Origin of the sequence: Streptomyces malaysiense, from assembly GCF_000980885.2 — a bacterium.
GTDB classification, from domain to species: Bacteria; Actinomycetota; Actinomycetes; order Streptomycetales; family Streptomycetaceae; genus Streptomyces; species Streptomyces malaysiense.
Window position 1 is genome coordinate 1 of record NZ_LBDA02000070.1, and the last position, 22,373, is coordinate 22,373.

The window sequence follows — 22,373 nt, forward strand, 5'->3', positions numbered from 1 at the left end:
ACGTCCGGAAAGACAACAGCTTCTCAGACACACACAAGCACATACACGTCGCAGCGGTGATGGACACGATCGGCGGGATCCTGGCCACCCTGACCGTTCCCACCGACACCGGCGGATTCCAGCAGCTGCTCGACTGGGCAACCTCGTTCGGCAGGATCCTGGCGTTCGGGATCGAGGGAACCGGCTCCTACGGCGCCACACTGACGTCGTTCCTGCGCAGGAAAGGCCACAAGGTGGTCGAGGCCGGCCGTCCGGACCGGCGACTGAGGCGCATGAACGGCAAGTCCGACACCCTGGACGCCGAGAACGCCGCCCGGGCCGTGCTTGCCGGGTTCGCGACCGCCACGCCGAAAAGCGCCGACGGCGAAGCCGAGATGATCCGCCGACTCAAGGTCGCCCATGATCAGGCCGTTGAACAGCGCGCCGCAGCGATGGTCACGATCAAGGCGATGCTGGTCCACGCCCCGGACACCCTGCGCCATGAGACGGCGGGCAAGACACAAATCACCCTGGCGCGGCAGCTGGCAGCCCTGCGCCCCCGCCGCCTGGAAGAACCCGAGGACGCACTGCGTCACACCCTGCGGACGCTCGCCAAGCGCTGGCAGTACCTGGACGCCGAGGCCAAGGAACTGACACGTATGATCGCCGACCTGGTCGAAAAGACCGCTCCACAGCTGCTCGAGCCGTTCGGCATCGGCGTGGACACCGCCGCGGAGATCCTCGTCGTCGCCGGCGACAACCCCGAAAGGATCAAGTCCGAGGCTGCCCTCGCCAAGCTCGCGGGAATCGCTCCCATACCTACCGGCTCAGGCATGACCAGCGGCAGGCATCGCATCAACCACGGCGGCCACCGACAGCTGAACGCCGCGATCTACCGAACCGTCATCGTCCGGATGCGGTTTCACCAGCCCACGATCGACTACGTCGCCCGTCGCACGGCCGAGGGCAAGACGAAACGCGAGATCATCCGCTGCGTGAAACGCTACGTCATCCGCGAGGTCTACCACCTGCTCCGACCCGCCCCCCAGCCAACCTTCGCAGCGAATTGACAACTATAGGAGCGTCAACGCCCTGATGGAGTCCACGATTGGCCTGTTCAAAACCGAGCTGATCAAGCCCCAGCACCCCTGGAAGACGCTCTCCCAGGTCGAGCTGGCCACTGCCGAGTGGATCGACTGGTACAACCACCGCCGACTCCACGGTGAGATAGGGCACATCCCGCCCGTCGAATACGAAGCCGACTACTACACCGAACTCAAGAAACCCCAGGTCATCACCACAATCTGAGATCTCTACCGAACCCGGGGCGGTTCAGAGCGGCGAGCGGGCTCCTGTGACTGAGCGCTTCAGTTGGCGGATGAGCGGTTGAGTTGGCGAGCTGAGCGTGCGGCATCGATGACGATGGCGGGTTGGTCGGCGTGGTTATCGAGTAGTGCCTTCAGCTCGCGGTGGTGGGCGTCCTGCGGGGGGCAGATTCCGCAGGTCGGGGTGGCGGGCGGCGTGGATCTGGTCGGGGCTGACCCTGACCAGGAGTCAGGGATGACCCAGGGCCGAAGCCGGGGTGATTCCCGATGCACCGTCGGCTGGTCGAACGACACCATGATCGAGGACGTCCGACCGGCGTCCGACGTGCTCACCTGGAGTAGACCGATGAATGCCTTCAAGCGACGCCTCACCCTGCTGGCGCTGGCCGCCGCGCTGGTTGCCACCACCGCCACAGCCGCTCCGGCCCTGGCCGCTGGTGCGCCGGCGGTCCAGGCGGCTGCCGCCACGCAGAGCGCATCGCCGATCGGTGCCTCCGGGCTCAACAGGACGGCCCTCGACGCGGCGGTCGGCCTGCACCCCGGCGACCGGGCGGGTGGTCAGCTGGCCCGGGTCAGCACCCCGGACCAGATCTGGCGGGGCAGTTCCTCGGACGCCTTCACCAGTCGGCCGATCTCACCCGACGCGCACTTCCACATCGGCAGCATCTCCAAGGCATTCGAGGCCACGGTGGCCCTTCAGCTGGCTGCCGAGGGGAAGCTCGACCTCGACCAGACCGTCCAATACTACCTGCCCGGCCTCCTGCCCGACAGCTACCAGCCCATCACCGTCAGGCAGTTGCTCAACCACACCAGCGGCCTGCCGGACATGCAGGCGGGAATCCCAAACCCCACCGCTGACCAGCTTATCGGCGAACACCTCGACTACTTCACCCTCGACGACGTCATCCACTCCAGCCTGCACCCGGCGGACGGCTCGACTCCGCCCCTCCACTTCACCCCAGGCAGCAAGCAGGAGTACAGCTCGCTCGGCTACCGCATCGCCGCCAAGATCATCGAGCAGGTGACCGGCAACTCCTTCGGCGACGAGGTGACCAGCCGGGTGATCCGGCCCCTCCACCTGAACCACACATCCGTCCCCGAGGGCGACACCCGGATGCCCCGGCCGGCCCTGCACGGCTACGTCATCGACTCCACCGGTCGGCCCGTGGACGTCAGCGAACAGGGCGACGACGCCACCGCCGTCATCTCCACCGCCCCCGACCTCGACCACTTCATCAGCGCCCTGTTCAGCGGCCGACTGCTCGACCCCGAGCAGCTCTACGAGATGTTCGCCGTCCCGCTCGACAGCGCCGGCAGCCCCCTCCACTACGCGGACGGCAGCGACTGCGACACCGGCACCGCCAAGGGCACGGCCTGCTACGGCGCTGGTCTGAAGAGCGTCACGCTGCCCGACGGTACCGTCCTGTGGGGCAAGACCGGGCACGACATCGGCTACGCCAGCGGCGTCTTCGCCACCCGCGACCTGAAGCTGCGCACCGTCTACGCCGTCGGCACCTCCACCGCCGACAACGGCGGCTCCCCGGCCGTTGCCAACCGCCTGATCGCCGCCCTGCTCACCCCGCCCACGGCCACCACCGCCACCCACTGAGACACCAACCGCACCTGCCCCGTGCCCCCGGGTGCTCGTGGGCGAAAAGCCTTGGGCGGCGCGGAGGTGGCCGAGGAAGGTGCTGCGCAGCCAGGTCGCGGCGCGACTGCGCGGAAGGCCGCGCCACCTTGTGCCTCGATGCGCTCAAGTCGCCAATTGAGGCGCTCAGTCACAATGGCCTGAGTGCCTCAGTTGGCGAGTGAGTCGTTGAGTTGGCGAGCTGAGCTACGTGGGCGGCCAGGGCTGTAAGGAGGGCCTGGCTACCCACTCCAGCGGGAACCTTGCGAGGATCCTCGGCATGACCTCGTCTCCCGCCGACCGCGACCGCTCCGACGACCCCTTCGCCGAGGTCGGCGATCCCGTCCTGGCCGTGGCGGACAAGCGGAGAGGCATGGTCGCCGTGGCGGGCGCGCACGAGTACGACGAGGCGAAGACGGTCGGTGTCTTCCACGTCACCGACCGCGCCCGCCGCCGGCTGCTGCTGCACTCGCAGCACCCCGTGAACGCGATGGCCTTCCACCCGACCCTTCCCCTGCTCGCCGTGGGATCCGGCGAGTACGACGGCGGCTACTACTTCGAGGGAGAGCTCTTGCTCCTCCACCTGGAGACCGGCACCGCCCTGTCGCTCATCGAGCACCACCTCGGCCGCCAGGTCCTCGGGCTGGAGTGGCTGAGCGATCAGGACCTCCGTGTCCTGATGGCGCCACCTGACGACTGGAAGGACGGACAGGCCCACGAGGAAGGACACATCGCCGTGGTGCGCCGCGCCGACTGGACCGCAGTCGAAGCCAAGTCGCTCACCGGCCGCGACCTGGCTGGCCCTCGCGTACCGGCGCCCCGCCCAGATCACCGCGAGGCTGCCCGACAGGCGGTCGCCCGTCTGACAGCGACGCGGACGCGCCGACATCACACCAGCCGAGCACACGGGTGAGGACCGGCTGACGCTCAACTCGCCACCTGAGACACTCAGTCACAATGGGAGTGTCATGAATCAGGTGACTCCTTCGGGGAAGATCACACCTGATTCATGACACTCCCTTGGGCTGCTGTTGGGTGGCGCAGTGGATGCCACCGCCGCCTTCGGCGACGGTGTGGATCTCCAGCTGAACGACCTCGCGATCGGGGTAGAGGTCGCCGATGACGGCGGCGGCCTGCTGGTCGGCTTTGCGGTCGCCGAAGCGGGGGATGAGGACGGCGTCGTTGGCGATGTAGTAGTTGGCGTAGGAGCCGAGGAAGTCCTCCCCGCGGCGGCCGAGCCGGGTGGGGTCGGGTTCGGGGAGGTCGATGATCTCGAACCTTCTTCCACGGGCGTCGGTCGTGCTCTCCAGGACACCGCGTGCCTGGTCGTAGGCGCGGGTCCACACGTCGGGTCCGTCGCCGGCCCAGGCGCGGCTGAGCAGGACGACACCGTTCTCTGCGAAGCGGGCCAGCGAGTCGACGTGGTAGTCGGTGATGTCCTGGCCCTTGACGCCCTTGAACCAGATCACCTTGTCGGCGCCGACCAGGTTCTTGAGGGAGTTCTCGATCTCGTCGCGGCTCAGGTCGGGGTTGCGGTTGGGGTTGACCAAAGAGCTCTCGGTGACCAGGAGGGTGCCGTGGCCGTCCACTTCCAGTGAGCCGCCCTCTCCCACCAGCGGCGCGTCGACGCGGGGGACGCCGGCGTACTCCAGGACGGCGCGGGCGACCTTCGCGTCGTGCTCGTGTTCCTGCTTGCCGCCCCAGCCGTTGAAGTGCAGGTCGATGCCCTCGAGGCCTTTCGGGCCCTGGACGAAGGTCGGGCCGCTGTCGCGTATCCACAGGTCGTCGGTGGGTACCGCGATCACCTCGACTCCGGAGCCGCAGGCCCGGCGGGCGGCCTTGACTTCCTCCGGGGCAGCCAGCATGACTACAGGCTCGAACTCGGCCAGCGCCCGGGCAATGCCCGCGATGTCGCGCTGGACGTCGTCGGCCATGTCATCCCAGACCGAGTCCAGCGGCGGCCAGGACATGAACGTGCGGACATGCTCGCGGGTCTCCGCCGGCATGAACAGCTCGGCCTGATTCCGAATGGGCACCGCGCTCTCCTCTGTCCCGGCCGACGGCCGGCCCGACTCCTTCTCCTGGCCCTGGGCGCAGGCTGTCAGCCCCGCGGCGGCCAGCGCAGCAGCCACACCGCTCCTCAGCACGCTTCGGCGGTTCGGTCTCCTCATGACACGGCTCCCATCCCGGACCGGAACAATTCCTGACTGAAATTTCAGTCAGGGTGAGACGGTAGCATTGCCTCCGTCACCGCCTGGAACCTTTCTAGGGAGCGAACCGTGTCCGCCCGCCGCACCGCCATCCTGGAAGCTGCCGCCCGTGTCATCGCGCAGCGCGGCATCAGGGGCCTGCGAGTCGAAGAGCTGGCCGAGGAGGCCGGCGTGTCGACCTCGCTGATCTACTACCACTTCCGCGACCGGGCCGGTCTCCTCGCCCGCACACTCGACTTCATCAACACCCGAGCCGAGCACTACACCCAGCCCACCAGCGACCCCGATACCGATCCCCGCGGCCACCTGGAAGAGATGCTGCTCCTCGAACTCCAGGACACCCCCGCCGTCGTCGAGAACAGCACCGCCTGGGGCGAACTGCGCTCCACCGCCGTCTTCCAGCCCGAACTGCGCGACCAGCTCCGCACCACCACCGACAGCTGGAACGACTACACCAGCGACCTGATCCACCGCGCCCAGCAGACCGGCCGCGCCACTCCCGACATCTCACCGGACGACGCCGCCCATCGGCTCACCGCCCTCGTCGAAGGACTCAGCAAACGCTGGCTCAGCGGCACCCTCACCCTCGAACGCTCCCGCCACCTCCTGCGCGGCGCCATCATCGCAGAACTCGGCCCCTGACCCGGCCAGCACGGCCTCGCCCTCACCCGAAACAGGGCATCAACCTGCGAACCGCCCTCTGAGCTTGACTCTGTCGGGGATCTTGATGTTTTCCGATGCGGCAGCATGGTCGACGGGCATGCTCAGGTAGTTCCGCTGACCGATGAAGCTGTCGAGGTGCCCGTTGTCCCTGCGCCCCCGTTCTGGTGAGCAAGTCCCGCCTCTGACCGAACAGGTCGCACGGGCGAGCAACCCGGATGGCACGACGGCGATATGGGTGCGGGACCGGCTAAACGGACTGTGGCGCGACGAGGACTTCGCGAACTGGTACCCCAGGGACGGGCGTCCGGGGCTCTCGCCCGCTCAGCTGGCCACCGTCTGTGTGCTGCAGTTCCTGCTCGGTCTGTCGGACCGGCAGGCCGCCGAGGCGGTGTGCTGCCGCATCGACTTCAAGTACGCGATGGCCATGGAGCTGGACGATCCCGGATTCCACCACAGCGCGCTGGCCGACTTCCGCGATCGTCTCGCTGAAGACGGCCGTGCCGACCGCCTCCTCGACCTCGCGCTGGCCCGTCTCAAGGAGGCCGGCCTGGTGCGCGAGCGCATCACTCAGCGCACCGATTCCACCCATGTCCTGGCCGCGGTGCGTGATCTGTCCCGCCTGGAGCTGATCACCGAGGCGGTCCGCGCCGCACTCGAAGAAGTCGCCGCGGCACGTCCCCTCATCTGCTCGACGAGCTGGTCGACGAGGACTGGGGGCTTCGCTACGGTCGGCCGGTCCGCCTGGGGAAGAACCCCACCAAGCCCATGACTCGGATCCTTGCCACCGGAAACGACGCCGTCCGGCTCCGCGAACACCTCCACCGGCACGGAGCGGACCGCATGTCCGGTCCTCGTGTCCAGGCCCTGCGGCAGATCATGGCGCAGAACTACCACCGTGATGCCGCAGGGCGCCTGCGCTGGCGCACCGCCGAGAAGGAAGGCGGGGCGGGTCTGCCGCCGTCGTCGAGGGCGATCGTCTCGCCCTACGACACCTCGGCCCGCTACGCACGGCACGGGCACATCATCAGCTGGAAGGGGTTCGCCGCTCATCTGACCGAGACCTGTGCTGCCGACGGCCCCAACGTGATCACGGATGTCGCCACTACCGCGGCCACCACCCACGACAGCCAGGTCCTGCCCGGCATCCACACCCGCCTGGCACGTCGCGGGCTGCTGCCCGCCGAGCATCTGGTCGACGCCGGCTACACCTCCCTGCCCCACCTGGAACAAGCCGCCCGCGAACACCAGGTCACCGTCTCCGGACCGCTGAAGAGCAACCCCACGCACCAGCACCGCCGAGGCGAGGGCTTCGCCCGGGACGACTTCGGGACGGCATGCCAGCCCGGCTTCACCGGCTCACTGGACAACCTGGTGCACGAGCTCTTCGACGGGCACTGGGACATGATCGGCGGCGACCTCGACGGCGCGCTCACCTTCTCCTGGCCGGATGAGGAATGGGACTACGAGGCCGCGCCGGAGGGCCGCGAAGCATGCGAGGCGGCCCGCTGGGAGCAGTTCAGCACCATGCTGACGACCGCCGGCTTCCCGGTGCCCACCACCGTGCGGGATCTGTCCGAGCTGTACCTGACGTGGGGCCTGGCCCGCCGCGAGGAGACGCCGGACGGTACCCGATGGTCGATGCCCGCCGCGCTGCCGCTGCCCGGCGACCTGCTGCCCCTGGACCCTGAACTCACCGAGCGCCTCGACTCGATCCGCTGGACGATGCGCACCGGCCCGCTGCTCGACACCCTCAGCGACCACCTGGTCGACGATCTGGGTGAACCGGCAGAGACCCTCACCTCCCTGGACCGGCTGGCAGCAGCTACGGGCCAGGACGTCGACGACGTCCGGCTCGCTCTCGCGGAACTCGTGAAATCCGGCGACGCCCGTGTCCAGCGCGGCGAGGAGCCGGCCGACGCGGAGCGACCGGAGGCCCACCGCCGCTTCCGCCTGGTCATGGACTGGGAGCACTTCCACGAGAACCGCATCCAGGTCAGCCGCGGGTGACTGAGGCCGCGCACGGCACCGTGGGGACCAGCGACACGCGCCTGATCGTGCTCCGCGGCAACAGCGCCTCGGGCAAGTCGTCCGTCGCGGCCGGCCTGCGCGAGAAGTTCGGCCGCAACCTCGCCATCGTCGCCCAGGACAACCTGCGCCGCATCGTGCTGCGCGAACGCGACCGGCCCGGGGCTGCGAACATCGGCCTGATCGACCTCACCGCCCGCTACGCCCTGGACAACGGCTTCCACGTCGTCCTGGAGGGCATCCTGTACGCCGACCGCTACGGCACGATGCTCCAGGACCTGGTGCGCGCCCACCAGGGCGTCACACGGTGCTACTACCTCCACGTGCCCTTCGAGGAGACGGTGCTCCGGCACGCGACGAAAGCAGATGCCGAGTACCTTGCGCACGTCAACGAGGGCCACCTACGGGACTGGTATCGAGAGAAGGACCTGCTCCCCAACGGCCTGGAGACCGTCATCGACGCGGCCAGCACCCTGGACGACACGGTCCAACAGATCCTCTCCGAGAGCGGCCTGGACGGCATTCCCCCGATCGACCGCTGAGGGGCGCCACCGCAGGTACGGTCAGCTTCACGGCAGGCAAGACGGCACACACCACCGGACCCAGGGGGGCCAATGGGCGTGGAGAACGGATCGCAGAGCATCCCGTGGGGCGGCGAGTGGCGACGCCACCTCCGCTCCGACGCCGAGATGGATCTCGTGCGTTCGTGGATGCGCCGTGTCGAATGCCCGACCTGCAAGACAGCCGCAGGGCGGGCCTGCCGCACCGCGGGCGGCCGCCCGACCAACGAACACCGTGCACGCCGTGACGCCGTCGGCCCCATTCCGTACGCGAAGTGGCGAAAGGAGGGCCTCATCCCGGAGCAGCGGACGTACACGATTCCGGCCGTGCTCAAGGAGTCGGAGAAGGCCCGCGCCGACTTCAACGTGGACACCGCCCTGGCCGACGGTGTGGCGGTCGTCCGCATGTTTCTCGCCGACCGGCTCGGGTTGTTCCTCCAGGGCGAGGAGGCCATGGACCGCATCGACGACGCCGTGCGCAAACTGATCGAGGTCCGCGGCCCGGTGGGGACGGCCGACGTGGTCACTGTCCTCGCCAGCCAAGTCGCCTCGCTGCTGGCTGCGAGCGCCGGACCCGACGGCGATCCGGAGGTCCTGTTCGACACGATGATCCGCGCACAGATCGACATGGTCCGCAGGATGAATGCGATCGAGAAGGAACGAGCCGACGGCTGACCGGCCGGCCAACACTGATGCAGTACCAACCTGCACGCTGGCGGTGTCCCGTTCGAGCGAAGGGATGAGCTGTGCCCGACCGGCCTGAAATCGTCTGCATCTGCGGCTCTACCCGGTTCGTGGACGAGATGCGTGCGGCGAATCGTGATCTGACCTTCGCCGGCGTCATCGTTGTCGCGCCAGGCGAAGCAGACGAGTTGATCACCGACAAGCAGAAGAAGGCGCTGGACGCCCTCCACCTGCGCAAGATCGACCTGGCAGACCGGGTTCTGGTCGTCAACCCTGGCGGGTACATCGGCGAGTCCACGAGCAGGGAAATCGACTATGCCCGCGCCATCGGCAAGCCGATTTCGTTCACCGATCCCGCCCCCGCTGCAAAGTAGTTCGCCAGGGGAAGACCCCAAGACCCCAGGGCCTACACGCACACCAGTGCGATGCCCCAGCTCCTAACCCTCGGGCATCGCACCCCAGTGCGTGTAGGGCCTGGGCGCGGCGCCGCTGGTCCTGGACAGCGAAGGACCCCGGGCCGCTCGTGCGCCCCGGGGTCCTGTCCGCCGGTTTCACCGCCGCTCACCAGTCGTCAGGTGCGCTGCCCCCCCACGCGATTGGCCGGCCCTCGCTGTTGAGGCCCCAGTGCGGTTCCTCCATCGAGGTCTCGTGTCCGTCGGGCAGGACGCAGATCCGCCCCCAGCGGCCGTGCTTGCCCGCACAGGCCCGGGTGAGCCGGTCCGCGTCGCCCTCCGCCACGTCCTGGTCGTAGCGGTCCTGGAACGGCTGGAGACGGGCACACAGCTCCAGCCCGAGTTCCGTCTCCGCCGTCTCCACCCGGGCCCGCGCCTCCTGCACCCCCGGATCGCCCAGCACGCCCGGGGGCCTCGCTGCCGGAATTGCTTGTCCTCCGGGTAGCTCCGGGCTAGAGGATGGCCAAGTGGTGCGCGGACGCACTCAGTCTGTGGGAATCTACATTCCGTTAGGGGGATCAACTGATGACCGAATACGTGTGCACCGCATGCCCCTTCCAGGCTGACGGTCTCGAAGAACTGCAGCGGCACTCACTGGAGACCGGCCATGTCGGCATCTGCAAGAGCGAGGCCCCACCAGCTGGAGGCAAGCTCTCCAAGCTCACCAAGCGTCTGGTAGTAACTCAGGGCGTGACCCTTGCCGCCCTTGGAGCTTCCATCTCGGCGTGCACGTACCTGTACGCCAAGTGGCAGAGCGCAGAGGCGGAGAACGCCTACCTGAAGTCACCCAGCGGCGCAGGTCGCAACCTCAAGAGCCATGACAAGAGCCGTGACAAGGAATGAACCGCCCCGGCTCGAATGGAGACTCGACACGGAGCCGACACCGACGGCGTCTACCGGAAACAGCACTACTGACAGCACGGTCGCGCCCGCTACACGGCATGGGCACGCCGCTCACCGGGTGCTTCCCGGTGAGCGGCGTGCCGCGTGATGCGGAGAGGGCAGGATTCGAACCTGCGTGGACCCCCGAAAGGATCCGACCTTGAGGCGTGCTCGCTGGTCCCCGATCAACCACTCCGGGCACCTCTCCTCGCTCCCGACTCCGGTGAGGTTCGGGGTCGTGCACGTGAAAGAGAGTGCCACGGGCCGCTGACAGGTGACTGACATGACAGGAACAGGGCGGATCTGCTCACGGTGCCGGGCTTCCTGGGCGGCCGCGGACTGCAGAGCCGCCTGGGCGGACCGGTGAGGGCCACGGGACCACCTCATCCGGTACGGCCCCGGCCGCACCGCGGCGGTGTGCCGCGCGGCCCGGCCGCCCGGTCCGCACCACGGCCGAGTGATCCAGCTGCGGGCGGGCCACCTCAGCGGCGGTGTCGCCCCGCAGGCCGCGCGACTGCACCAGTTCTCCCACGCCCCATCGGCCTGCTGTCCGGCATGGCCCACGGGACCACCGGCGGTGGACGATAGGATGCGCTGTCGATCTGCACATGACAGATCAGCGACTGACTGTCCGGGGGAACTTCCACGTGAGACCACGCCTGCTCATCTCCACGTCGGTCGCGGCCGGCTTTCTCGCCACACTGGCCCTGCCGGCCCAGGCCCTGGCCGGGCCCACGGCGCCCAGCCCTACGCCCGTGGCCGCCGCCGACACGCCGCCGGCCGACACCACGGGAGCACCCGCAGCAGGCGGCGCCCCCACCACGCCGGACGGACAGGGGCCGGTGATACTCACCAAGCCGGTGGCGGGTCTGCCCTGGGCGGCCGCCAACCCGTTCGACTACACCAACGATCACGCCAACTTCCGTGTCTACGCACGCTCGTCCGGCAACGGCGCGGCCGTCACATCGCTCACCGCCCGCTTCTACCCGCTGAACGCGCCCGCGGACGCGCCGCCCGTGCTCACGGTGACGGACTTCGAGTACCTGGCCGGGGGGACGTGGCGGGCGACGAGCCCGGTCGTACTGCCCGCGTTCGGCGCCTACCGCGTCGCGCTGGACGTCCGCGACGACCACGGCTACGACGTGACACTGCCCGCCGCCGGAACGGTGGAGTACCAGCAGATCGTCCACTTCAGCCAGTACACACAGAGTGTCCCGCCTGACTTCGACTTCGACCACCGCACCGTCACCGTCCATGGAGCCCTCACTCTTACCGACCCGGGCACCGGCCAGGTCAGTCCCTTTCCGGGAGCCACCGTGACCATCGGCGGGAACATCGACTTCCCTTGGCCGAAGGTGACGACGGGCGCCGACGGCACCTTCACGGCCTCGTTCGACGCCAACGGCGCAATCCAGACCTCCGTGGCGTACGAGCCCGGCCGCGAGGACAGCTGGACCCACACCCACGCGTACTCCTACCTCCTCCAGCCCGACCTCCCCGCCTCCGAACCCACCCGGATCCAGGTCACCTCGCCGCCGGAGATCAATCTCCCCGCCGGCGGCACGACCACCGTGACCGGCGTCGTGGAGCGCAAGGTCGGCGACGCCTGGCTACCCGCTCCCCGCACCTTTGTCGACCTGTCAGGCCCACAGGCCGGCTCCGACTGGATCTCCAGCGGCTTCAGTGACGACCAGGGAGCGTTCAGCATCCCGATCTCCCAGGCCGGGGCCTACCAAGTCCGCACCGAGGCCACGGACTTCCTCCAGCAGAGCCCGGCGGAAGACACCCGCGTCCACATCCCCCAGCCCGGAGCCCATTTCACCAGCCTCAGCATCTCCCAGGACGCCACGGGACAAGGCCTCATCGCCGGCCATCTCGCCCTCGGACCGGCCGGCCCGCCTGCCGGCACCACGCTCCAGGTGCAGTACTCCGCCGACGGCAGAACCTGGCACAACACGGCCACCACCACGGTCGGACGCCACGGCCTGGGCAAAGACGAATTCCTCTGCGACGTCCGCCGCGACAGCGACGCCAACGGCTACTGGCGCGTCTTCTTCCCCGGCAGCCGCGACTGGCTGCCCGTCACCGGCAAGGCGGTGCACCTTTGGCGCACCCCCACCCGGATCACCGGCGCCAGGCCGAGCACCACGCACGCGAGCCGTAACCAGAAGCTGGCCTTCTCCGGGACCCTCCAGCAGTCCTCCGCAGGAACATGGCACGCATACGGCCACGCCACCGTGCGCCTGTGGTTCCAGCCGGCCGGCAGCACTTCCTCGTACCTCATGTCCACCGCCACCACCGATGCCCGCGGCCAGTACAGCCTCAGTGCACGGGACACCAGCACCGGCACCTGGTACGTCGCCTACCGGTCTCCCGACACTCACCACCTGGACTCGGCGAGCGTCCACACCCGGGTCAGCGCCAAGTAGACCGTGCGCCCCCGCACTTGATGCCTGCCCGACCGGAGCCTCCTGACCGCACGCCGACACCGGCTTGGGTGCGGTCCCGCGATCAGCCCTGTCCCACTTCCGACAAGGCCCTCCTTGCCCATGCCGGGGAGAACTCCGTAACGGCAGAACCGTAGTTGGCCGACTGGAGCCTGGTACCGGCCACGTGATCGCCTGAACGTGCCTAGACTCACGCCGGCCCAGGTGCCCCGCTCCCGACATCCCCGGGAGCGGGGCACCCTCTCCGTTGAAGGAGGATCCCCATGCTGATCCGCGAAGCGACCTTCACCGTCGACCTCGGCGAACACGGCTACTTCATCGGCTTCGACGACGACTACGACTTCCCGACCGAGATGCCGTTCGGATGGCGCTGCGGCCCAGCCACGGACGCCACCGCCGTCGTCCTGCCCACCACCGACACCGGCCCCCTGCAGATGACCATCCAGATGCACGACAGCCTCCCCGATGCCGAACCCGGTGACGCCTGGGAACCGGCGGAGGAGATGAGCCTGCTCGCCGACAGCCCTACACTCTGCCTCGCCACCGTCGGACAGGGCGACTTCTGGGACGCATGGCCCGAAGAACAACCGCCCCTCGAGGCACCAGCGGCCGCCGCCAATGACGGCTGGGTCCGCGTGCGCCTCTACTGCCACGCCGACGACCCCGAACCGGGCATCGGCGACCACGGGGAAAGACACCTGATCCAGCTCTGGCCCGCCCCCCCAGACTCCCTCCGTGCATCCGGACATCAGCGAAGCCGACCGGCAGGCACGAGCCGAGTACGCCGCGGACACGGCCAAGCCCGAGAAGGACTACACCGCCGTATACCCCTACACCTACGGCGACGAGGCCAGCTGACGTCCGCAACTCCGTGCCACCGGCCGAGGCAGGCCCGCGGCCCCCGGACCCGCCGGCTACACCGACCCGGAGCTACCGGCGAACGCGTGGACGGCCACGCTGCGGCCGCGAGGCCCGGCCGCTATGGAGCAAACGGGCGGCGTCGACGTTGCGGACCGGCGTCCGTCCGGCAGCCCGTCCTTCGGCAACCGTCACGCGGCGACTGGAGCACAAATTCGAACACATGATTGTATCCGGCCATGCGGCCGATTCCCGATGACCTCACCCGAGCCCACGAGGAGTGGCACGCCACCTACCGGCAGCTCGCGGCACACCCGCGCGCCGAACTGCGGCGTCGCCTGCCCCGGCTCTCGGCGCAGGTGCTCTTCCACCCGTACTGGCGGGGCCAACGCGCGCGAGCGCGGGCTGCGCTGCACGCTCCCCGTCATGCCCGACCTGCCGTCTGACCCGCCCCGCCGGACGATCCTGAGACACTTGGAGCGGCAGATCGCCGAGACCGAGACCATAGGTATCTACCTGCGGCTCCAACGCGACGAGGTCCGCAAAGCCCTCACACAGGCTCCTCGGGCCAGGGCCTGGGCCGCCCGGCACAGCCGCCTGGCGCGAGACGGCGCCCGTCGGCCGAGTACCTGATGGAGCCGAAGCTCGGCCCAGAGGATCCCTTGCCGGTCGTCGTGCACGTCGGCACATGCACGATCCGGCAAGGCAGGCGGAAACCTTTGGCGATCAGTGCGGAGCAGGCCCGGGATTGTGCTCGCGGACGCGTTGATCGGGGCCGAGTCGTGCCCGACCTGCCGTCCGGGAACCAAGCTGGGTGTCGGCCTCGCATGGGAAAGCTCGACGGCACCAACACAGACCGGCCGGCGCCTGGTTCCGGGAACCGGCTTGCCCGACGTGGTGCGAGGGCGGTGTGGGCGGCGCGGGCGTGGCCGGACGGTTCGGGACGGTGAGGCCTACGATGTTGGCGTACCGCCCCGCTAGAGAAGGGGAGTCGTTATGGCGCTTTTGTCGGAATCTGTAAAAGTTAAGGGAAACGTGTCCGTGGAGCGATAAAGCCGCAGGTCAGGAAGTCTGCTCCCCGCGCCCGCGGGGATGGTCCCCCGTACCAGGGCTCGTCGTGCATCCAGGCGGGATGCGTGGCGCTGCTCCCCGCGCCCGCGGGGATGGTCCCAACGTCGGCACGGACGTGAAGGGGATCCGCTCCTGCTCCCCGCGCCCGCGGGGATGGTCCCGACCAGCTCTTGCCGGTGCCGGACGCGCCGGACTGCTCCCCGCGCCCGCGGGGATGGTCCCTCGACTTCGCACCTCTCGCCGTGATGGCACCGCTGCTCCCCGCGCCCGCGGGGATGGTCCCTCGTGTCAACGGTCTCTGAATTTTGACCCCGTGTGGGTCTCCGAAAATTGACCCCTTTGTGGTCGGCGACTCGGGTCTGCTGACCTTGCTCCGGACGAGCGGGGCTGTCGGCCATGGATGCGAGACTCGTCGCCATGACGATGTGCGATTACTTCTCTGCTGCTGACGACCAAGTAGCTTTGGCGGTGGCCGAGCAGGCCGGAGGGCCGTCTGATGCTGCGCTCGACGTGGTCTTCCTCAAGAACATCGATCCGGTCGTCGCCATCGCCCAGCTCGAAGCCATCCTCACGGACTGCACCTATGAGGAAGCCAGCCGACGCCCGCGGGCCGGGCAGCTGGTGTCCTCCCCAGAAGACGAAGGCCGCTTCATCATCAGCGTGTCGGACACCCTGGCCGAGGCCCTCGCCGAGGCGACACGAGCCGATCTGGAACGTGTCGCCGAGCCGTGGTCGATGACCGCCGAACTGCAGCAGAGTAAGGTCGACGCCTCCAACGCGCTCGATGTCCTTGAGGCCCTGGCGGGCCTCGCCCAGCGTGCCTGGTCAGCCGACATGCACCTGTATTGCTGGTGGTCGATCTGAACCGGACCGGCTGTCCGCGGCGGCTCAGTCGCGGCTGGCGCGGTTCTCCTTCGCGAGAAGTTCGCGCCGCTGACGGGTCCGGTAGGAGTCGCCGGTGAGCGTGAGGACCTCGGCGTGGTGGACCAGGCGGTCGATCATCGCGGCGGCCACGACGTCGTCGGAGAAGGTCTCTCCCCACCGCCCGAAGGGCAGGTTCGAGGTGACCATCACCGAGCCCTGTTCGTAGCGGGACGCGATGAGCTGGAAGAACAGGTTCGCGGCGTCCTGGTCGAAGGGGATGTAGCCCACCTCGTCGATGATGATCAACTTGTAGCGGCGGATCTTCTTCAGCTCGGCGTCCAGACGCCCGGCCTGGTGAGCCGCCTGGAGCCGGGCGATCCAGTTGCTGGCGGTGTCGAACAGCACCGAATAGCCGGCGTGGGCGGCCTTCACCCCGAGCCCGATCGCCAGGTGGGTCTTGCCGATCCCGGGCGGGCCAAGCAAGATCACGTTCTCCGCCTTCGCGACGAACGTGCCGGTCGCCAGGTGCGCGAGGACATCGCGCCGCAGCGACGGCAGGTGGTCCAGGTTGAGAAGCTGTTGTCTTTTCGATCTTGAGTGGTGGCAGTCGAACGCGGGTTCCCGGTCGGGTGATCCTGCCGTGGCGGGGGCATGAGGAAGGGACCTCCTGAACAGCTCGTGGGTGTCGAATCCATAGAGCAACAGGAGGCCCCGGTGCCGCAGTCTTCCGTGTCGATGGCCGGGCAGTCCAACTCGGCCGCTCCATCGTGTGATTGCCTCGCGCACCTGTACGGCAACGCGGCTGACCGTCCCGAGCGGCAGCGCCGGTACCCGTCGGACATGACGGACGGTGAGTGGGCCGAGGCCAGGCCGCTGCTGCCGGTGCCGGGCTGGATGCGCGGGCGGGGCGGCCGGCCGGAAGGGTATTGCCACCGCGCGCTGCTGGACGCCATCCGGTATCCCGTGGACAACGGGATCAAGTGGCGGGCCATGCCGGCCGACTTCCCGCCGTGGGACCGGGTGTATGCCTTCTTCCGCCGCTGGTGCGAGAACGCCCTGGTCAAGGAGTTCCATGACCGGCTGCGCGCGCAGGTCCGTGAGCGCCTGGACCGGGACACGGAGCCGACGGCGGGCGTGATCGACTCGCAGTCGGTCAAGGCGGACGCCGTCGTCGGATCGGACAGCCGTGGCTTCGACGGCGGCAAGCTGATCAACGGGCGCAAGCGGCACGTCGTGGTCGACACCCTCGGTCTGCTGCTCGGCGTCATGGTCACCGCCGCGGATGTCGGCGACCGCACCGCCGCCCAGGTCCTGCTGCACCAAGTCGCCGACGCCCACCATTGCTTGGAGATCATCTGGGCCGACGGCGGCTACACCGGCAGCCTCGTCGAGCACTGCCTGGCCGCGTTCGCCCTGGTCCTGGCGATCGTCAAGCGCAGCGACGACACGCGTGGCTTCGTGGTGCTGCCCAAGCGGTGGATCGTCGAGCGTCTCTTCGCCCACCTGATGCGAAGTCGCCGCCTGGCACGCGACTTCGAACGCCGCACCACCAGCGCCGAGGCGATGATCTACTGGTCGATGACCCTGCTCATGACCCGCCGCCTGGCCCGTTCACCCCGCGGGCGGGCGTGAACCGGCCCGGTGCCGGCTCGGCCAGCCAACCGCGCGCGACCAGGCGTTTCGCCTTCGACCTCAGCGCCTCCACCCGCGCCGGAACCACGTCCATACCGAAGGCGGCGGCCATCTCCTGGCAGGTCACCGGCCCCTGCCCGAGCCGGGCACGGTCCGCGAGTACTGTGAGAATGCGCTGGTAGTCCGCCGGCAACGCCGACCACGCAAGCCCTTCACGCCACACCGGCACCTGCGACTTCGTCTTCGCCGCTTCCGGCGTTGCCTCCTTGGCCTGCCCATCGGCGGTCGGTGCTGTCCGGTCGGCCTGGCCGTGGCCATGCCCGGTCTCGTCCGCCGGGGCAAGCACCTCGCCCACCCGCGAACGAGCGATGGCCCATTCCTTCCAGTCCCGCTCGGCCACGGCCAGTTCAGCCTGGATACGGTCGGCCTCCTCCCGCAGCTCGTCCACACGACGGCGAGCGACGAGCTCGCGCTGTTCCAGCAGCCCCACGACCGACGGCATCCATGACCTCCACAGCAGCGGCGACACAACAGACCACCACTCCCACAGGATCGTCGGCCCTACGCCCGACCAGCGAAAACGCCGTCCTCAAGCACGGAAAGACAACAGCCTCTGAGGGCCGCCGGTCCGCGTTGGAAGGCGGATGTCTTCCTGCCGTTCTTGGCCGCTGGCCTGTGAGAACCGGAGCGGGCCCCGGCTCTGGGAGAGTCGGGGCCCGGTGGTGTGGGTGTTTAGCTGAGTTGTGTGTAGGGGGTCTGATCGTAGTCGAGTGCGCTCACCTCGGCGGGCGGGATTGCGGTGTTGTAGAGCTGTACGGCGCTGATGTCCGCGTTGGCGCATTCACCGTAGGAGCCTTGGTTGAGTGATCGGCCGATCTGGACGGGGCCGGTTGTGTCCCAGGGGGTGCCGGCGAACGTTTTGGAGGCGGTGAGGACGCCGTTCACATAGAGGTTGAGAGTGTTGCTCGGGCCGTCGTAGACGCCGACGAGGTGGGTCCATGTTCCGGTGGTGGCCTTGGAGCCGTATACCGCGGTGAAGTTGGTGCCGGTGGTGTCGTCGTCGTGGCGGTCGAATGCCCAGACGTGCGAGCCCGAGGAGTAGTACAGCTGGAAGGCGTTGGCGTTGCCGGCGCTGTCGGACTGGGAGACGAAATCGGAGTTGCCGGTCAGGCTGTTGAGTTTGACCCACGCGGACACGCTGAAGCTGTCGTTGTCAGTGGTGGTTCCGTCTGCAGGATCGGTGTGCGTTCCTGTTTGAAGTGCGCTGGAGTTGCTCACGGCGTACCCGGTGGTGCCGTCCAGGCTGAGGACGGTTCCACGGCGTGAGTCGTTGGCCCAGGTGGCTGTCCCTTTGAGCGTTGCGTTGTTGGTGCCGATGGCATCGGCTGCGCTGGCGCCGGTGGCGTCGTTCAGGGGCCAGGAGGCGCTCGCGGTGTTGTAGTAGCCGACCGTCACGGGCGAGCCGAAGGCGGCCACGCCGTTCGTGTCCGGGGCGGTACCGGGGTACTCAATGAGTGCACCGGCTGGTGTCGTCGTGTAGAGGCCGGAGTAGCCGCCGGCGGTGCCGTTGATGTTCCCGGGCGCGGTGACGGTCGGGTAGTCATTGGGTGGAAGGGTGACGGGCAGCGGGGTGGCTCGGTTGGCATACCAATTGCCCGGTGTGCTGGTGGTCCAGCTTTGGGCGCCGGTGCCGTTGCATGAGTACAGCTGCAGTTGTGTTCCGGTCGTGGTGGAGGCTTTCGGGTCGTCGAGGCATTTGCCCGACTGGGGGTTGACCAGTGAGTGGTTGGGGCCGAGCGTCCATTGTTGGGCGCCGGTGCCGTTGCAGGACCAGAGGTCGATAGGGGTGCCGTCGGCGGTGTCGCCGTGGGTGACGTCCAGGCACTTGCCGAGGACGCGGATCGAGCCGTCTGCGGCGGGGGTCCAGGACTGGGCGAGAGTGTTGTTGCAGCCGTAGATCTGGATCCTGTTGCCGTTCCGAGTGGCGGCGTGGTAGTCGTCCGCGCACAGGCTGGTGCCTTTGGAGGCGGTGAGCGCGGGCGTCAGCGTGGAAGAGGTGGGCGCTGTCAGCAATGGGGGCAGGCCGTTGCTGTCCATGGTGAGGGGGAAGGTGTAGATGGTTCCGGTGTCGTTGTCCCGGGCCCAGAGGGTGGGGGTGTTGCTGACGGTTCCGGGTGCGATGAGTGTGAAGTGGGACCAGTCGCCGGTGCCGAGCAGTACGGGTGTGGTGCGGGCGGTGCCGTCGGTGGCGGGGCCGAAGTAGCTGCTGTCCTGAGCTGAGCCCTTGTAGAGCCAGAGCTGCTTGTTCTCGATGGTGATCAGATCGGGGTGACCAGTCCCGTAGACATCGCCGGGGGCGATCATCTGGGTCACCGATCGCCAGTCGGTGGCATCGTAGGTGCTGCAGTTGTCGGTGTTGTCCGCGGTGGCGAGGCACTGGGGTCTGGTCAGGGGGCCGTAGACGTCCGCGGTGTTGGTGAAGTGGCCGGGGGTGCCGGCGGTGACGGCGCCGTCGTTTTTGTAGACGTACAGGTTGTGGCTGTCTTTGTTGTAGGCGAACAGGTCATCCAGGCCGTCCTGCTTGAGGCTGCCGCGGTGGGTGATCAGATAGTGGTTCCAGCCGGTCTTGCCGTCGGGGCTCTGGGACGCTGTGGAGGCAAGGGTGGGGGAGTTGCCGGGGTCGGTGTTGCCCGGCAGGAGCGTGAGGTCGCCGGTCTTGGTGGTGCCGAGCAGATCGGGTACGCCGTCTCCGTTGAGGTCGCCCGCAGTGACCTTGGTGGCTGGGTACCAGGGGGTGTAGAAGGTGTAGGTGGTCGGTAGCGCCTGGGTGTTGCCGGCGTGGTCTCGGGCTTCGACGTAGAGGGTGTGGGTGCCCCACGTGGTCGGGTGGAGCGGGATCGATGCGCTGGGGGTGCCGCTGGAGTTGTCCGTCGCGGTGACGTAGTTGGGGCAGTTGACTGCTGGTTGCACGTCCAGTGCGTAGCAAAAGCGCCAGACATCGCTGGACAGGCAGCTTCCGCGGGTGCATCCGGTGGGGACGGGGTCGGTACTGACCACGGTGATGCTGCTGGTCTGACCCGCGTATCCGGTGGGTGTCCGGCCGCTTCCGGATGGCGGGAACACTGCACTCGACGCTGTCACTGTGGCCTGGGACGGGGGGCTCAAATCGACCTTGAAGCCGCACGGGCTGCTCCACCCGGAATTCAGAGTGCCGTCGTAGGCACGGACCTGCCATCCGTACTGGTGGCCGTCCTCCACGGTTGTCTTGATGTTGATGAGCACCGTGGTACCGGAGGCGACGTAGCCGCTGCTGGGTGTTGCGACAGTGGTGGCGTTTCCGCTGCTGTTGGCGGTTTGATCGTCCCAGACGGTGTAGTCGGCCTTGACGTTCTCGCCGCTGATGTTGGACTTCAGTTTGGCGTTGAGCGTGATGTCGCTGGTGTTGCCGTCCAGCGTTGTCCTGCCGAGCCATCCGCGGGTGCTGCTGCCGCAGTTGGCGCCGGAGGGGTTTTGTGCTTCGGGCGTGGTGGCCTCGTCGGTCGGGGTGTCTGGCGGGATGTCGTAGGTGGTGGTGATGTAGGGGTTGGTGGAGAACCGCATGAAGTCGATGTCGCTGGCGGAGGAGTCCTCGTTGCCGTACAGGCCCACGGTGAAGGTGTCGGCGTTGGTCCTGGCGACGTCAGCGATCTTGCTGGTGACCGTGAAGCGGACGTCCTGGTCGCCGCAGGATGTGGGTTGGCTCGCGTAGGCACCGTTGTAGGCGCTGGACGGGTTTGCCGTGTCAATGGTGGAGAGGGCGCTCGGCTGGGTGTCCCAGTACATACCGGAAGAGATGCCCTTGGTCCATTTGAGAGTGAGGGGGGCGGTGTGCGAGCAGCCGTAGGCTTCGCCGTAGGTCTCCGTCACATGCATGTACGCCGAGATGATGTGCATGCTGCTGTTGAGGTTGCTGGTTTTCAGCTGGTAGAACGTGCGCTGGGCGCCGATGCAGTCGCCGTTGGTCGAGGCGTAGCGCTGATAGCCGACTCCTTCGCCGTAGCGTTGCGGGTAGTCGTACTCATGGGAGCTGGCCGATGAGGAGTTGCAGCCCTTCTGGGCCTCGAAGTAGTGGCTGGTGGTCTCGCTCGGGGCGACGCCCGGGTCGATGTACACCGGCCAGGTGGTGCTCGTGCCGGTGAGCATGGACGGATCGGGGGTGAGGGTGAGGCCGTCGCGGCTGGTCGTCATGGTCACCGGCGCGACGTCGGCCCCGGGTGCCGGTCCGTCGGCGGGCGAGCTGGGGCCCGCGGGGTCGTTCGAGCGCAGTGACGCGGTGCGAAGGCTGGTCGTTGCGGTGCCAGAGTCCCACATCATGGGGGCACTGCTGGTGTAGGCGGTGGTGCCGTCTGCCGCGTTCGCGGTCATCCCGCCCTCAGTCGTACCGGCGAGGGTGAGTCCTTGGGTGGTCGCTGCCAGGGTGAGTCGGCGCAGTTGGGGGTTGGCGGCGGCCGTGGCGTCGTGGACGATCAGCACGTCGCTGAAGCCGCCCTGATCGCTGATGGTGGTGTCGAGATCGACGCCGGGCAGGACCGATGCGTACAGCGCGGTGTTGCCGTTGATGGTCGGTGTCGGCAAGGTGAAGGGTACGGAGAGGGAGAGGCTGTGGCCGGCCGGGCCCGTCAGGCTGACAAGAGGACCGCTGCCACCTCCCGAGAGCGTGACGCGGTTGGGTGTCGCCGCTGTGCTGAACGAACCGTCGGAGTCCTTCACGAGCGATGCGTCCACTGCTGCCCAGGCGTCGCTCTTCATGACCCGCACCGGCTCGACGTATTCGGTCGTGGTCAGTGTTCCGTCCGGATTGGCCGTGGTTGCCGACGTTTCGCTCGTCAGCGAGTCGACGGGTACGGATTTGCCGGTTGCTTGAGCCTGTAGCAGAGCACTCTGGGTCGGGTTGCCGGGGACAGGGTCGCTGGATTTCGCGGCGGCGGTGGGGGCTCCCCCGAGGACCAGCGCCGCAAGGATGGCAAGGGCGGTCAGTTGGTGCGGTGCTGTGCGCCATCGCCTGCGGCGCTGATGTGTTCTTCCCCCCCATGGGAATCCCTTCAAGGTATGGAT

22 protein-coding genes, 2 pseudogenes and 1 CRISPR repeat array are annotated in these 22,373 nt (G+C 68.1%); of the genes and pseudogenes, 18 read left to right on the top strand and 6 right to left on the bottom strand.

Translation table 11 applies throughout. The features are described from left to right. The 4 genes from VT52_RS27495 to VT52_RS27510 form a co-directional block, all read left to right on the top strand. Positions 1-1,049 (top strand): IS110 family RNA-guided transposase (locus VT52_RS27495; RefSeq protein ID WP_338059206.1); only part of this gene is annotated, 1,049 nt, incomplete at its 5' end. Between the two features lie 25 nt (positions 1,050-1,074). Then, on the top strand, positions 1,075-1,287 hold the full coding sequence (locus VT52_RS27500; RefSeq protein WP_071387674.1) for an integrase core domain-containing protein: 213 nt from the start codon (positions 1,075-1,077) through the stop codon (positions 1,285-1,287). Between the two features lie 363 nt (positions 1,288-1,650). Continuing rightward, positions 1,651-2,913: a serine hydrolase domain-containing protein gene (locus tag VT52_RS27505; protein ID WP_071387687.1), complete on the top strand. Its 1,263-nt coding sequence runs from the start codon at positions 1,651-1,653 to the stop codon at positions 2,911-2,913. Between the two features lie 298 nt (positions 2,914-3,211). After that, complete coding sequence (locus VT52_RS27510) at positions 3,212-3,844, top strand: hypothetical protein (RefSeq protein ID WP_071387675.1); 633 nt, start codon at positions 3,212-3,214, stop codon at positions 3,842-3,844. Between the two features lie 94 nt (positions 3,845-3,938). Here VT52_RS27510 and VT52_RS27515 read toward each other — a convergent pair whose 3' ends face one another. Beyond that, positions 3,939-4,967 (bottom strand): agmatine deiminase family protein, encoded by a 1,029-nt coding sequence (locus VT52_RS27515; protein ID WP_240509891.1) that lies wholly within the window; start codon positions 4,965-4,967, stop codon positions 3,939-3,941. Between the two features lie 243 nt (positions 4,968-5,210). Here VT52_RS27515 and VT52_RS27520 point away from each other — a divergent pair, with 243 nt between their 5' ends. From VT52_RS27520 to VT52_RS27545, 7 genes and pseudogenes are all read left to right on the top strand, one after another. After that, positions 5,211-5,783, top strand: coding sequence for a TetR/AcrR family transcriptional regulator (locus VT52_RS27520; RefSeq protein ID WP_071387677.1), 573 nt, complete (start codon positions 5,211-5,213; stop codon positions 5,781-5,783). A 256-nt stretch (positions 5,784-6,039) separates the two neighbouring features. Then, complete coding sequence (locus tag VT52_RS38995) at positions 6,040-6,573, top strand: transposase (protein ID WP_240509892.1); 534 nt, start codon at positions 6,040-6,042, stop codon at positions 6,571-6,573. A 71-nt stretch (positions 6,574-6,644) separates the two neighbouring features. After that, a complete protein-coding gene (locus tag VT52_RS39000) occupies positions 6,645-7,811 on the top strand; it encodes a DUF6042 family protein (protein WP_240509893.1) in 1,167 nt (388 codons plus the stop codon). After that, a complete protein-coding gene (locus tag VT52_RS27535) occupies positions 7,808-8,371 on the top strand; it encodes an AAA family ATPase (RefSeq protein WP_071387678.1) in 564 nt (187 codons plus the stop codon). Before VT52_RS39000 ends, VT52_RS27535 begins: the two co-directional genes overlap by 4 nt. Before the next feature lie 168 nt (positions 8,372-8,539). Next, positions 8,540-8,659 (top strand): annotated as a pseudogene (locus tag VT52_RS39775) (zinc finger domain-containing protein); the annotation flags it as partial. A gap of 57 nt (positions 8,660-8,716) precedes the next feature. Beyond that, positions 8,717-9,064 (top strand): hypothetical protein, encoded by a 348-nt coding sequence (locus VT52_RS39005; protein ID WP_240509894.1) that lies wholly within the window; start codon positions 8,717-8,719, stop codon positions 9,062-9,064. A 71-nt stretch (positions 9,065-9,135) separates the two neighbouring features. Beyond that, entirely contained in the window at positions 9,136-9,447 is a 312-nt protein-coding gene (locus VT52_RS27545; RefSeq protein WP_071387680.1) for a hypothetical protein, read from the top strand. 187 nt (positions 9,448-9,634) lie between these two features. Here VT52_RS27545 and VT52_RS27550 read toward each other — a convergent pair whose 3' ends face one another. Beyond that, a complete protein-coding gene (locus tag VT52_RS27550) occupies positions 9,635-9,928 on the bottom strand; it encodes a hypothetical protein (RefSeq protein WP_240509895.1) in 294 nt (97 codons plus the stop codon). A gap of 122 nt (positions 9,929-10,050) precedes the next feature. Between VT52_RS27550 and VT52_RS37635 the strand changes: the two genes are divergently transcribed. Beyond that, positions 10,051-10,368 (top strand): hypothetical protein, encoded by a 318-nt coding sequence (locus VT52_RS37635; RefSeq protein WP_143070924.1) that lies wholly within the window; start codon positions 10,051-10,053, stop codon positions 10,366-10,368. A gap of 150 nt (positions 10,369-10,518) precedes the next feature. On the opposite strand, the pseudogene VT52_RS38185 reads toward VT52_RS37635, so the two are convergent. Beyond that, positions 10,519-10,615: pseudogene (locus VT52_RS38185) on the bottom strand. Positions 10,616-11,054: 439 nt separating this feature from the next. Here VT52_RS38185 and VT52_RS27555 point away from each other — a divergent pair. From VT52_RS27555 to VT52_RS27565, 4 genes are all read left to right on the top strand, one after another. Next, complete coding sequence (locus VT52_RS27555; protein ID WP_071387681.1) at positions 11,055-12,836, top strand: hypothetical protein; 1,782 nt, start codon at positions 11,055-11,057, stop codon at positions 12,834-12,836. 753 nt (positions 12,837-13,589) lie between these two features. After that, a complete protein-coding gene (locus VT52_RS39435) occupies positions 13,590-13,712 on the top strand; it encodes a hypothetical protein (RefSeq protein WP_276207973.1) in 123 nt (40 codons plus the stop codon). 239 nt (positions 13,713-13,951) lie between these two features. Further along, the gene (locus VT52_RS36120; protein WP_079175313.1) at positions 13,952-14,158 is read left to right on the top strand and encodes a hypothetical protein; all 207 of its coding nucleotides are present in this window, start codon (positions 13,952-13,954) and stop codon (positions 14,156-14,158) included. Between the two features lie 625 nt (positions 14,159-14,783). Beyond that, a CRISPR array of direct repeats spans positions 14,784-15,066; the repeat unit is 29 nt; unit sequence CTGCTCCCCGCGCCCGCGGGGATGGTCCC. 134 nt (positions 15,067-15,200) lie between these two features. Further along, positions 15,201-15,647 (top strand): hypothetical protein, encoded by a 447-nt coding sequence (locus VT52_RS27565; RefSeq protein WP_071387689.1) that lies wholly within the window; start codon positions 15,201-15,203, stop codon positions 15,645-15,647. A 24-nt stretch (positions 15,648-15,671) separates the two neighbouring features. On the opposite strand, the gene istB is transcribed toward VT52_RS27565, so the two are convergent. Beyond that, on the bottom strand, positions 15,672-16,580 hold the full coding sequence (gene istB / locus VT52_RS39440; RefSeq protein WP_276207974.1) for an IS21-like element helper ATPase IstB: 909 nt from the start codon (positions 16,578-16,580) through the stop codon (positions 15,672-15,674). On the opposite strand from istB, the gene VT52_RS27575 reads away from it, so the two are divergent. Next, the gene (locus tag VT52_RS27575; protein ID WP_071387683.1) at positions 16,488-17,279 is read left to right on the top strand and encodes an IS5 family transposase; all 792 of its coding nucleotides are present in this window, start codon (positions 16,488-16,490) and stop codon (positions 17,277-17,279) included. The genes istB and VT52_RS27575 overlap by 93 nt on opposite strands. Here VT52_RS27575 and VT52_RS27580 read toward each other — a convergent pair. Beyond that, positions 17,236-17,781 (bottom strand): hypothetical protein, encoded by a 546-nt coding sequence (locus tag VT52_RS27580; protein ID WP_071387684.1) that lies wholly within the window; start codon positions 17,779-17,781, stop codon positions 17,236-17,238. The two genes, VT52_RS27575 and VT52_RS27580, sit on opposite strands and share 44 nt — an antisense overlap. A 230-nt stretch (positions 17,782-18,011) precedes the next feature. After that, positions 18,012-21,893: a LamG domain-containing protein gene (locus VT52_RS27585; RefSeq protein WP_167377748.1), complete on the bottom strand. Its 3,882-nt coding sequence runs from the start codon at positions 21,891-21,893 to the stop codon at positions 18,012-18,014. Positions 21,894-21,999: 106 nt separating this feature from the next. On the opposite strand from VT52_RS27585, the gene VT52_RS38190 reads away from it, so the two are divergent. After that, on the top strand, positions 22,000-22,182 hold the full coding sequence (locus VT52_RS38190; RefSeq protein ID WP_167377749.1) for a hypothetical protein: 183 nt from the start codon (positions 22,000-22,002) through the stop codon (positions 22,180-22,182). Positions 22,183-22,373 lie beyond the last annotated feature (191 nt).